Origin of the sequence: Nocardia sp. NPDC060255, from assembly GCF_042727395.1 — a bacterium.
Taxonomy (GTDB): Bacteria; Actinomycetota; Actinomycetes; order Mycobacteriales; family Mycobacteriaceae; genus Nocardia.
This window is the reverse complement of sequence record NZ_JBHXAU010000028.1, coordinates 67,030-79,429: the sequence shown is the minus strand read 5'-3', so window position 1 is coordinate 79,429 and position 12,400 is coordinate 67,030. Positions and strand designations below refer to the sequence as shown.

The window sequence follows — 12,400 nt, the reverse complement described above, 5'->3', positions numbered from 1 at the left end:
ATACCACCATTTTCGTCGCTAGAGCACGCCCTTTCTCGAAATACTTAGACAGGCTAACCTGTTTGAAATGTTGCAGGGCGTTTCTAACTTTCTCAGCGAGGGAGATTTGCCATGGCGGTAGGTACACGGGACGAGCGGCTGAAGAGCCGAATCGCGCAGTTGTTCGCCGACGATGAACAGGTCAAGGCGGCGCGGCCGCTGGACGCGGTCTCCGCGGCGGCGCGCGAACCCGGGTTGCGGGTGGCGCAGGTCGTCGACACGGTGATGCGGGGCTATGCCGACCGTCCCGCCCTCGGTCAGCGGGCCTTCGAACTGGCTACCGATGACGCGACCGGCGCCAGGGTGGTGCGGCTGCTGCCCAGACTCGAGACCATCACCTACGGCGAACTGTGGCAGCGGGTCGGCGCGGTCTCCACGGCGTGGCAGCGCGATCCCGAAAAGCCTTTGCAACCTGGTGATTTCATCGCCCTGCTCGGCTTCACCAGCATCGACTACACGACGCTCGATCTGGCCACCGTCCACCTCGGCGCGGTCACCGTGCCGTTGCAGGCCAGCGCGGCGGTATCCCAGCTGACCGCGATCCTCACCGAAACCGCGCCCCGGCTGCTGGCCGCGACACCGGACTACCTCGCGACGGCCGTCGACTGTCTGCTCGCGGGCACCTCGCCGGAGCGACTACTCGTGTTCGACTACCACCCCGGAGACCACGCGCAGCGCGCCGCATTCGACGATGCCCGGCGGCGTCTGGCCGACGCGGACAGTTCGGTGATCGTCGAAACGCTCGACGACCTACTCGAGCGCGGCAGCGCACAGCCGCAAGCGCCGCTGTTCGTCCCCGCCGACGAGGACGACCCGCTCGCACTGCTCATCTACACCTCGGGCAGCACGGGCACGCCGAAAGGCGCGATGTACACCGAGCGGCTGACCCGGGTGATGTGGCAGGGCTTGGCCGTCGGGGTCGGGATCAACCTCAACTACATGCCGATGAGTCACATCGCAGGCCGCCTGTCGATGATCGGCGTGCTCGCCCGCGGCGGCACCGCGTATTTCGCGGCGAAGAGCGACATGTCGACGCTGTTCGAGGACATCGCGCTGGTCCGGCCGACCGAGATATTCTTCGTGCCGCGCTTGTGCGACATGATCTTTCAGCGCTATCGCAGCGAGATGGACCGGCGCTCGGTGGCCGGGGTGGACACCGCTGCGCTCGATGACGAGGTGAAAACCGAACTGCGGCAGGACTTCCTGGGCGGACGCCTGTTCGGCGCGATCGTCGGCAGCGCGCCGCTGTCCGCGGAGATGCGGGCCTTCATGGAGTCGGTGCTCGACCTGCAACTGCACGATGGGTACGGCTCGACCGAGGCAGGTGCGGGCATCATCATGGACAACCGGATCCAGCGGCCGCCGATCACCGATTACAAGCTCGTCGACGTGCCCGAGCTCGGCTACTTCGGTACCGATCAGCCGCATCCGCGGGGTGAGCTGCTGGTCAAGGCGTCGACCCAGATTCCGGGGTATTACAAGCGCCCCGAGGTCACCGCCGAGATCTTCGACGAGGACGGCTTCTACAAGACCGGCGACATCGTGGCCGAGCTCGGGCCCGATGAGCTGGTGTACGTCGATCGCCGCAACAACGTGCTCAAACTGTCGCAGGGCGAGTTCGTGACCGTCGCCCACCTCGAGGCGGTGTACGCCACCAGCCCGTTGATTCGGCAGATCTACATCTACGGCAGCAGCGAACGCGCCTACCTGGTCGCGGTGATCGTGCCCACCGACGCCGCGCTGCGCGACTACGCCGCCGACGCCTTGAAATCGGCACTGGCGGAGTCGATTCAGCAGCTGGCCAAGGACGCCGATCTGCAGTCCTACGAGGTGCCCCGCGAATTCCTCATCGAGACCGAGCAGTTCACGATGGAGAACGGCCTGCTCTCCGGCATCGCGAAGCTGTTGCGCCCCAAGCTGAAGGAACGCTACGGGGAGCGGCTCGAGCAGATCTACACCGATCACGAGGCGCGGCAGAGCGACGAGATGCTGGAGCTGCGCCGGGAAGCCGGTCGACGGCCGGTGCTCGAGACGGTCGGCCATGCGGCCCGAGCCTTGCTCGGCATCGCCGCCACCGAGTTGCGCCCCGACGCGCACTTCACCGATCTGGGCGGCGATTCGCTGTCGGCGCTGTCGTTTTCGAACCTGCTCAACGAGACCTTCGGCGTCGAGGTGCCGGTCGGTGTCATCATCAGCCCGGCGAACAACCTCCGGGAGATCGCGAAATATATCGAGACGGAACGTGATTCGGGCGCGAAGCGGCCCACGTTCGCCTCGGTGCACGGTGGTGGGCCGGAGATCCTGGCCGCCGATCTCACGCTGGACAAGTTCATCGATGCCCGAACCCTGGCGGCCGCCGACACGCTTCCGCATGCACCGGTTCCCGCCCAGACGGTCCTGTTGACCGGCGCGAACGGTTACCTCGGTCGCTTCCTGTGCCTGGAATGGCTGGAGCGACTGGACAAGTCGGGCGGCAAGCTGATCTGCATCGTGCGCGGCAGTGACGCGGCGGCGGCCCGGAAACGGCTCGACGCGGCCTTCGACAGCGGCGATCCGAAACTCGTCACGCACTATCAAGAACTGGCCGCCCGGAACCTCGAGGTGCTCGCCGGCGACATCGGCGACCCGGATCTCGGTCTGGACGAACCGACCTGGCAGCGGCTGGCCGACACCGTCGACCTGATCATCCATCCGGCCGCGCTGGTCAATCACGTGCTGCCGTACCGTCAGATGTTCGGCCCGAATGTCGTTGGTACCGCCGAAATCATCCGCCTGGCGATCACCTCGCGGCGCAAGCCCGTCACCTACCTGTCCACCGTCGCGGTGGCCGATCAGGTCGAGCTCGCGGCGTTCCAGGAGGACGCCGACATCCGCGAGATGAGTGCGGTGCGGGCCGTGCGCGAGGGTTACGCCAACGGCTACGGCAACAGCAAGTGGGCGGGCGAGGTCCTGCTGCGGGAAGCGCACGATCTGTGCGGCCTGCCGGTCGCGGTGTTCCGTTCGGACATGATCCTCGCCGACCGCCGTTACGCCGGCCAGCTCAACGTGCCCGACGTGTTCACCCGGCTGATCCTCAGCCTCGTCGCCACCGGCATCGCACCGTATTCGTTCTACCGAACCGATGCCGACGGAAAACGCCAGCGGGCCCACTACGACGGTCTCCCCGCCGATTTCACCGCCGAGGCGATCACCACCCTCGGCACCCAGGCCACCGGCGGCTTTCAAACCTACGACGTGCTCAACCCGCACGACGACGGCATCTCCCTGGACGAGTTCGTCGACTGGCTCATCGAATCCGGCAGGCCGATCCAGCGCGTCGCCGACTACGACGACTGGTTCACCCGTTTCGAGACCGCCATCCGCGGCCTGCCCGAAAAACAGCGCCAGGCCTCGGTCTTGCCGCTACTCGATGCCTACCGCAGCCAACGCCCCGCCATCCGCGGCTCCGTCCTGCCCGCCAAGAGGTTCCAGGCGGCCGTGCAGGCCGCGAACATCGGCGCGGACAAGGACATTCCGCATTTGACGGAGGCGCTGATCGACAAGTACGTCAGCGACCTGGAACTGCTACACCTGCTCTGATTTCCTCAGCAGGACAACAGCAGCGGCGAGACGGGCACGATCTGCCCGTTTCGCCGCTGCCGTCTCGAGCATGGCTTCCGGCGGCATGGTCATGCCGGTGCGCACACCTCGTCGCGGGTCTCGGCATCGTGGCGGTGGAGTCGAAGCAGGACCAGGCCTGAGCTGATGAGCACGATGGCGTACACGATGACGAAGCTGTTGATCAGAATCTGCGCACCCGGCCACCACGGCGGGAACAGGAACAGTCCGACGACCACATAGTTCGGGTCGTACTCCCACGTCCACGCGCCGATCGAGGCGAAAAGTGCTGCGGCGACGAGCCACCAACCCCACTGGGATTGCGCCTTGTGCACCAGGTAAACGAACAGCGGAACGAACCACACCCAGTGGTGGTCCCAGGAAAACGGAGACACCGCGCACGCGGTCAGACCTGCGAGCGTCACCGCAAGCAGCCGTTCGCCGCGCCGGAACAGACCCGCGGTGATCGCCAGGCTCACCAGCGTGACCGAACCCGCGATGAGCAACCACAGCCACACCGGCGCGGGATGGTGGGTGAGGTGCGCGATCGCACCGCGGATCGATTGGTTGGACGGATGCATGTCGTCGGCGATCCGATTGGACTGGAAGAACGTCGAAGTCCAGTACTGCTTGGAGTCGGCGGGCAGCACGACCCAGGCGAGCACAATCGACGCCACGAAGGTCGCCACCGCGGTGCAAGCAGACCGCCATTGGCGCAACACCAGGAACTGCACGACAAAGTAGGCCGGAACGAGTTTGATACCAGCGGCCAGTCCGACGCCGATGCCGCGCAAAGTGCTGCGATCGGAGCGGGAGAAGTCCCACAGCACCAGGAACATCAGCATCAGATTGATCTGCCCGTAGAACAGCGTGGTGCGGACGGGCTCGATGAACGCGCAGGTGATCGCCAGCAACGCGCTGACCGCGGTGAGTTGGGCGTTGATGCGGTACCCGAGGATGCGCCAGCTCAACAACACACAGCCGCAGAGCACCAGCAGGTTCAACACCAGCCAGATGTCGGCGACCCACCGCCACGGAATCGCCACGATAGGTATGAAGGCGATCGTCGAGAAGGGGGTGTAGGTATACAGGAGCCCAGCGATGGTCGGCTCGGTATAGAGCGGCTGTCCGTGCAGGATGCGCCAGGCGCCGTCCCGATACACGTGCACGTCCAGCCCGCCGTCCAGGATGCCTGCCCGGTCCAGCCACGGGTCGACCGTGGTGAACAGCAGGATCACCGCCAGAGCGGCACTTGCGGCCAGTATGAAAAGCGTTGGGCCCGAGCGTGGAAACTCCAACATCCGGGACTTGGGCACAAGTGATCAACTTACCGAATAACTCGAGCCGGGGCACGCCCCGAAGGTTCGGGTCGCGTTCGGATACTGGATCGACGCCGTAAAACGGGTACTAGCAGCACCTGGATACCGCTAGTGATTTCGGGCACGATCAGGGGATGACCGATGTGCTGGACGTCCGAGCGGTGCGCAAAGCGCGTCGCGCGGAGCTGGGAACCTTCCTGAAGTCGCGGCGGGCGAAGATCTCGCCGGACGACGTCGGGCTGCCACCCGGCCCGCGCCGCCGCACGCCCGGGCTGCGACGCGAGGAGGTCGCGCAGCTGTCCGGCATCGGGGTCACCTGGTACACCTGGCTCGAGCAAGGCCGCCAGATCAACGTCAGCGTGCAGGTGCTCGAGGCGGTGGCCAGGACGCTCGCGCTCGACGATGCCGAGCGCAGTCATCTCTATCGGCTCGCCGAGGTGCCGACCGTGCCGAGCCCGCATTCGAGCAGCGCCCTGCCCGAGGAGATGCAGACCATCCTCGATCATTTGGCGCCACTGCCCGCGGCGGTGTTGAGCGCGCGGTATGACGTGTTGGCGTTCAACGACTCCTATGCGGCCCTGTGCCCGGGCTTCCTGGCAGGCGAGCGCAATGTGGCGCGGCGAGTGTTCCTCACGCCGCCCTGCTGCAACACCTACCGCAGCAGCTGGGACGATCTGCGCCGCATGGTCGCCTACCTGCGCGGCGCGTACGCGAAGAACCTCGACGACCCGAGCTGGCAGGATTTCATCGAGGAAATGTGCTCCGAGAGCACCGACTTCGCCGCGCTGTGGGCACGCAACGACGTTGCGGTCCCGTCGAACCGGATCAAGCAGATCCGCCACCTGGCCATCGGCGAGCTGGAAATGTTCATCACCAGCATGTCCCTGCCTGTTGTCGCCGGCGCCTGGGTGCAGATCTACACTCCGACCGACGAAAGCCAGTGGGCACAACTACGACGGCTGCTCGCGATGAGTCTCGAGGAGCAGCGCGAGCCCTGGGAGGAGCACCGGCGGCTGTATCACTCGGTGGCGGCCGCGGTGTGAGCTCAGCCCTTGCTCTTCCACAGGGTGAGGATGCGGCTCATCGCCGCACGGTCGCTGGTCACGATGTCGTACAGCTTGACGAGGTCCTGTTTGAGCGCGGTGCGCGAATTTCCGTCCAGGTACACCATGTGACCTGACTGGTAGAAGCGGATGGACAGGTTCTGCCGGACCGTCGGATCGTCGAGCGGCATCTGCTGCAAGTCGAGGACCGTCTGAAACTGCGGCGTGACGAAGTCGTAGTAGCCGTTGGCCGACAGGACCTTCAGGTCGACGTTGATCGCCATCAACGCGGCCAAATCGCCTGCCGTGTAGAAAGCGTCGGGCCCCTGCTTCGCGCCGGTCGGGTCGACGTGGCTGAAATCCCAGCTGAGGAACACCTGATCATTCAGGTCGGTGAAGGCCGAGTCCGACGTGAACTTCAACTGTTCTTCCAGATACCAATTCCACATCGCGGTGTAGACGCCGGAGACGGCCGCCATGGTCGGATCGTTACCGCCGGAGTTCGGGTCGACCTTGCCCGCGATACCGGAATCGATCCCGGTGACCCGGCCGTCGTACGCGCCGAGCGCGCGGTTGCGGTCCTGCAGCAGGGTCGTCAAGAAGGGCCAGCCGATGTAGAGGCTCCACGAGGTCAGCACGATCTTGTCGATGCCGGTGTATGCCGCGAGCTTGTCGAGCGCGGCCGGATCGAATTTCGGAAACGCTTGCAGCGCAGTGAGATAGTCGCCGGTGGCGAACTGCTCTACCTCGGCCAGGAAGGCGGCCAGGTCGGCCGGTGGTGGGGTGATCCCGAGCCGTTTGTGGTACCAGGCGTCGGCGGCGGCTGTCGGCAATAGACCGATCGGGTTGCCCGACTGCCGGTAGTCGAGGATCGACGACAGCAGGGTGATGCCGTTCAGATCGACGCCGTCCTCGTGCAGCCGATAGGCGAGGACGCAACTGCGTGCGGTGCCATACGATTCGCCGAACAGGAATTTCGGCGAGTTCCAGCGATTGTTCTTCGTCAAGTAGCGCTTGATGAACTGCTTCAGCGACTCCGCGTCCTGATCGACGCCCCAGAACTCCCGGTTCTTGTGTGGCGCAACGGCTGCCGAGTAGCCCGTGCCGACCGGATTGACGAACACCAAATCGCTGGTGTCGATGAGGCTGTCGGGGTTGTCCTCCATGGAATACGGTGCGGGCGGGGTGAAGTCGGGCATCTTGGTCTTGATCCGCCGTGGCGCGAACGAACCGAGCAGCACGAACACCGCCGAGGAACCAGGACCGCCGTTGTAGAAGAACGTGACCGGTCGCGTCTCCTCTTGCTGTGCGTCTTTGGTGAACGCGACATAGAACATCTTCGCGTTCGGCTGCGAGCTGCTCGGATCGACCGTGACGAGGTGACCGGCCGTCGCCGTGTAGGGGATCTCGTTGCCGTCGATGGTGATCGTGTGATGGGTGACGGCCGCGCTTTCGGCGGTGTCGGTGACGTTGTCGTCCGGGCCGTTGCCGTACACCACCGGATCGAAGAACGCCTGATCGCCAGTGGTCGAACCGTCGTCGGAAACGGAGTGATTGCGCATCGTAAACCCTCCCCAAGGGTGGACAGCTTACTACCAACGATACAAGCGTCCGCGCCGCCGGATGCGGGCTGTTCCGGGTAGCGGAACGCCCTCGCTGTCGCGGATTCCGGCGGTGTCGGCAACTGTTGCGCGAATACCGTTCCAGGCTGAACCATCCTGGCGGGCAATACGTTTCAACCTTTAGGCGGTGTCTGCCGACACCGTGTGCGGACCATGATCGGATCAGCCATGGCATCGGACACCCAGTGCGTTTGTCGTTTTCCCCTCGCCTACGACGCCGAAGCCCGCGCCTTCTGGGTGTGCGGACGTCCATTGCCGATGGTGACGCAGGGCCTCTCGGACTACTGCGAGCAGATCTGCCTGGATCCCGATGCGCGGCTGCGCCGACACGACCAGTTCGCCGCGCGCGTGCGCGCCCGGGAATTGCGCTCGGCCACCGCCGACACGAGCAAGTAGTTGCTGAACAACAGCAATCGCTGGTTGGGAAATGGAGACAGAAGTATGACTACCTCAACCCCGGATAAGACGGCTGCACCCAAGGCCCTCGACACACCCGGTTGGAATATCGCACGCAACCTCATCGTCGAAGGTATCGGCACGTTCTTCCTCGTCTTCACCGTCGGCGCGGCGGTGCACAGCGGAAGTTCGCTCGCACCACTGGCGATCGGCGCGGTGCTCATGGTCATGGTCTATGCGGGTGGCCACATCTCCGGCGCGCACTACAACCCCGCGGTGACATTGGCGGCACTGGTCCGTGGTCGAATCAAACCACTTGCCGCCGTTGGCTATTGGCTCACCCAGCTAGCCGCCGGACTGGTAGCGGCAGTGGTCGTCCGCATCGTCGTCGGCGTGCCATCGGGCCCGGCACTGAGTCCGTCGGGCCACCTCCTGGCCGACGCCCTCGTGGCCGAACTCGTCTTCACCTTCGCCCTCGCCTACGTCGTCCTCAACGTGGCAACGAGCGCCGACCACCCGAACAACTCGTTCTACGGCCTGGCCATCGGCTTCACCGTCGCTGCCGGAGCCATCGCGGTCGGCGGCATCTCCGGCGGCGCGTTCAACCCGGCCGTACTCCTCGGCGGCATGGCAATGGGCCTCTTCGGCACATCAACCCTGCTCTACCTGATCGTCGAGCTACTGGCCGCCGCCGCGGCAGGCCTGGTGTTCCGGGTACTCAACCCGGCCGACGCCTAGCCGGCGGTCGCTGGATCCTGCGTTGCGGGTCGAAAGTGCCCGCAGCCGTGCATTGTTCAGACTTTGCGGTAGGGATGACGTCGGGCGCGGTCGAAATCTTGCCTGCCGCAAGTTGAGCCGACCTAGGGGTCGAGGCGTGGGAAGCGGGTGCGCATCTCGTCGATGTAGGTGTCGCGGGATGTGGGGCCGTGGAAGCGCAGGCGGTCGTAGGCGGTGAAGGCGGGTTCCAGGACGTCGAGTTCGTCGATCAGTGCGTGCAGGCGTTCGTGCCAGTGCGACGAACCGGCGTCTGGTTCGCTGGGTGCCGCGCTGATCGCGGAGGTCAGGTAATCCTTGCGTTGGATCGTGGTCGGCCTGACCTCGTGGAGGCAGACGTACTGGCCGCTGAGGTACGAATCCCATTCCCGCGCACCGGCATCCGGATCTTCCCAGCGGGCGGTGAACCACGCTTCGAGCCTGTCGATGCCGCCCGCCGCGTCGACCAAGGCGAACAGGTCACGCGGCACCATCTCGGCACCATCAGAGCGCAGGTAGCCCGGCAGCGGCAAGCGCCGGGCCAGCATCAGCCGGCGGGTCTCGTCGGCGTCGATGCCCTTGGCCGCACACAGTTCATCGAGCGTCACGAACTGCGCGCTGACATAGGCATCGTCGGCATCCGTCATCGAATGAGCACCGTTGACCTCGCGAAACCGTTCGGCGACTTGCCACCTCAGGTCGACCTCCGCCATGCCTCGCCCTCCGTCACCCGCACGGGACCGTCCCGCTGCCCGGCATGCTAGCCGCCGGATCGTCGGGGCTTCAGTGAACTGTGCAGAACCGATGGGCGACGGTCAGCCTGCGGCGGGCGTCTTCGTGATCTGCACGATCGGAAGCACCAGTGCGGCAGGCGCATTTGCGGGCACCACGGGGGTGACCGGTGCGACCGGGGCGATCTGCTGGTACGCGGCGCCGAGTGGGGGCCGGGTGTCGACCTCGCCCTTGTTCGGCCAGTAGGCGGCGGCGCGTTCGGCCTGGGCGGTGATGGTGAGTGACGGGTTCACGCCGAGGTTGGCCGAGACGGCCGCGCCGTCGACGACGCTGAGCGTCGGATAGCCGAAAACCCGGTGGTAGCCGTCGATTACACCGTGCTCAGGATCGGAACCGATGACCGCGCCGCCGAGGAAGTGGGCGGTGAGTGGGATGTTGAAGATCTCGCCCCAACTGCCGCCTGAGATGCCGCCGATCTTGGCGGCCACCCGCCGGGTGACGTCGTTGCCGACCGGGATCCAGGTCGGATTCGGTTCGCCGTGGCCCTGTTTGCTGGTCAGCTTGCGGCCGAACAGTCCGCGCTTGGTGTAGGTGGTGATCGAATTGTCCAGGTGCTGCATGACCAGCGAGATGATGGTGCGCTCGCTCCAGTCCTTGGTGCTCAGGAAGCTGAACAGGTTCATCGGATGGCGCAGCACGAGGCCGAGGAAACGCAGCCAGCGCGGAATGCGACCGCCGCCGTCGACCATCAGCGTCTGCAACAGGCCCATGGCGTTGGAGCCCTTGCCGTAGCGGACCGGCTCGATGTGGGTGTCCGGGGTGGGGTGGATGGACGAGGTGATCGCCACGCCCTTGGTGAAATCGACACCGGGCGTGACCTTTTTGGTCGCGGCACCGACGATCGACTCGGAGTTGGTGCGGGTCAGCTGGCCGAGGCGCTCGGAGAGCTCCGGCAGCGCGCCCTTGTCTTTCATGGCGAACAGCAGTTGCTGAGTGCCCCGGGTGCCCGCCGCGAGCACGACGTTCGCTGCGGTATACGTCTTGGGCTGCTTGCGCACCCAGGCGCCGGTGCGCGCGGTGGACACATCCCAGGTGCCGTCCGGATGCGGACGCAGATCGGTGACCGTCGTCATCGGAATGACTTGCGCCCCGGCCTTTTCCGCGAGGTAGAGGTAGTTCTTCACGAGCGTGTTCTTGGCGCCGAACTTGCAGCCGACCATGCAGTCACCGCATTCGACGCAGCCGGTGCGCTCGGGCCCGACGCCGCCGAAGTACGGGTCCGCCACCGTCTTTCCCGGTTCACCGAAGAACACGCCGACCGGGGTCTGCACGAAGGTGTCGCCGACACCGAGGTCGTCGGCGACCTGCTTGAACACCTCGTCGGCCGGGGTCATGTGCGGGTTGCGCACCACGCCGAGCATCTTCTGGGCGCGCTCGTAGTACGGCGCGAGCTCGGTCTGCCAGTCGGTGATGTCGCGCCACTGCGCGTCGCGGAAGAACGGCTCCGGCGGCACATACAGCGTGTTCGCGTAGTTCAGCGATCCGCCGCCGACACCGGCGCCGCCGAGGATGAGGACATCGCGCAGCAGGTGGATGCGCTGGATGCCGTAGCAGCCGAGCTTGGGGGCCCAGAGGAACTTCTTCAGCTCCCAGCTGGTCTTGGGCAGTTCGTCGTCGGCGAACCGCTGGCCCGCCTCGAGGACGCCTACCTTGTAGCCCTTCTCGACCAAACGCAGCGCGGTGACGCTGCCACCGAACCCGGAACCGACGATGAGAACGTCGAAATCCGTTGCTCTCTGGTCCATAGGAAACTCCTCGATAGGTCGCCAGTGACTCGAGTAACACTACTACTCAGTAGGTTGTGCGCCGAACCAGGGCAGGTGACGCGTTCTTGTGCCGGTGTCGCCCGAATTTCCGTGCTCAGGACTGCCGTTCGCACCCGCCGACGGCAGCGTTCTGATTCGGCGGCGAGAACCTTCTTCAAGAGCAGTGCTCTCTGTTGTTGACAACGCTCTCTGAATATTGCACCGTGAACGCATGCCGACGACGCCGCGCGCCCGAGCAAGGGCCCAGACCATGACCGACATTGTCCGCATCGGCCGCGAGCATCTGGCCACCGACGGTGCCGCGGCCCTCTCGCTGCGCGCGGTCGCCCGTGATCTCGGCGTCGTCTCCTCGGCCGTTTACCGCTACGTCAGCAGCCGCGACGAACTACTCACCCTGCTCGTCGTCGACGGCTACAACGCCCTCGGCGACGAGGTCGACGCCGCACTCGCCGAAGCACCCGACGACCCGATCGAACAAATCCGCATCCTCGCCCGCACCATCCGCCGCTGGGCCCTCGCCGAACCCGCCCGCTACGGCCTGCTTTTCGGCACCCCGGTCCCCGGCTACGACGCCCCCGCCGACCAAACCATGGCCCCCGGCACCCGAGTGATCATCGCCCTGCAATCCCTCTTCGCCCGCGCCTACCGGTCAAACCTGCTGCACGTCCCCGCGTCGATCCCGAGCCTAACATCGCCTCTCACAACGGATTTCGCCCAAATCCGCAACGACCTGCACCTCGACATCCCCGACTGGCTCATCATCCGCGGAGTCACGTTCTGGGCCAGCCTCTTCGGCGCGGTAAGCGCCGACGTCTTCGACATGTACGGCGCCGAAACCTTCGCCGACCGCGCCGAGCTCTTCGAACTTCAACTCGACGCCCTACTCGACCTGCTGGGCTACCGACCCAATCCCTGACCGTGCGGCTGCGATCAGGGGAGTGTCCGACTCCCGTGCGCTCCTGACGGGGCGGTGGGCAACCGAGAATCGAGCCGAGGCAAATCGTCGCGGCGTTATCTTGGCCCACGGCCTTGTTTTAGGTCACGTTAAAGCCTGGCAACAGTTACCGAGGGAG

General features: G+C 65.4%; 9 protein-coding genes. 5 read left to right on the top strand and 4 right to left on the bottom strand.

The window, feature by feature from the left end:
- Positions 1–111: 111 nt before the first annotated feature.
- Positions 112–3,618, top strand: a complete 3,507-nt coding sequence (car, locus tag ACFWF1_RS36385) for a carboxylic acid reductase (RefSeq protein WP_379288593.1) — start codon at positions 112–114, stop codon at positions 3,616–3,618.
- 89 nt (positions 3,619–3,707) lie between these two features.
- Here car and ACFWF1_RS36380 read toward each other — a convergent pair whose 3' ends face one another.
- The gene (locus tag ACFWF1_RS36380) at positions 3,708–4,874 is read right to left on the bottom strand and encodes a glycosyltransferase 87 family protein (RefSeq protein WP_379288595.1); all 1,167 of its coding nucleotides are present in this window, start codon (positions 4,872–4,874) and stop codon (positions 3,708–3,710) included.
- A 215-nt stretch (positions 4,875–5,089) separates the two neighbouring features.
- Between ACFWF1_RS36380 and ACFWF1_RS36375 the strand changes: the two genes are divergently transcribed.
- Positions 5,090–5,998, top strand: coding sequence for a helix-turn-helix transcriptional regulator (locus ACFWF1_RS36375; RefSeq protein WP_379288597.1), 909 nt, complete (start codon positions 5,090–5,092; stop codon positions 5,996–5,998).
- A 2-nt stretch (positions 5,999–6,000) separates the two neighbouring features.
- On the opposite strand, the gene ACFWF1_RS36370 is transcribed toward ACFWF1_RS36375, so the two are convergent.
- On the bottom strand, positions 6,001–7,560 hold the full coding sequence (locus ACFWF1_RS36370; protein ID WP_379288599.1) for a S10 family peptidase: 1,560 nt from the start codon (positions 7,558–7,560) through the stop codon (positions 6,001–6,003).
- A gap of 228 nt (positions 7,561–7,788) precedes the next feature.
- Between ACFWF1_RS36370 and ACFWF1_RS36365 the strand changes: the two genes are divergently transcribed.
- Together ACFWF1_RS36365 and ACFWF1_RS36360 are read left to right on the top strand one after the other, a co-directional pair.
- Entirely contained in the window at positions 7,789–8,016 is a 228-nt protein-coding gene (locus tag ACFWF1_RS36365) for a hypothetical protein (protein ID WP_379288600.1), read from the top strand.
- 45 nt (positions 8,017–8,061) lie between these two features.
- Positions 8,062–8,754, top strand: a complete 693-nt coding sequence (locus ACFWF1_RS36360; protein WP_379288602.1) for an aquaporin — start codon at positions 8,062–8,064, stop codon at positions 8,752–8,754.
- Between the two features lie 122 nt (positions 8,755–8,876).
- On the opposite strand, the gene ACFWF1_RS36355 is transcribed toward ACFWF1_RS36360, so the two are convergent.
- Together ACFWF1_RS36355 and ACFWF1_RS36350 are read right to left on the bottom strand one after the other, a co-directional pair.
- Positions 8,877–9,416 (bottom strand): DUF6058 family natural product biosynthesis protein, encoded by a 540-nt coding sequence (locus tag ACFWF1_RS36355; protein ID WP_379288604.1) that lies wholly within the window; start codon positions 9,414–9,416, stop codon positions 8,877–8,879.
- Between the two features lie 168 nt (positions 9,417–9,584).
- On the bottom strand, positions 9,585–11,306 hold the full coding sequence (locus ACFWF1_RS36350) for a GMC oxidoreductase (protein WP_379288606.1): 1,722 nt from the start codon (positions 11,304–11,306) through the stop codon (positions 9,585–9,587).
- A 232-nt stretch (positions 11,307–11,538) separates the two neighbouring features.
- Between ACFWF1_RS36350 and ACFWF1_RS36345 the strand changes: the two genes are divergently transcribed.
- Positions 11,539–12,243, top strand: a complete 705-nt coding sequence (locus tag ACFWF1_RS36345; RefSeq protein ID WP_379288608.1) for a TetR/AcrR family transcriptional regulator — start codon at positions 11,539–11,541, stop codon at positions 12,241–12,243.
- The last annotated feature ends 157 nt before the right edge of the window (positions 12,244–12,400 follow it).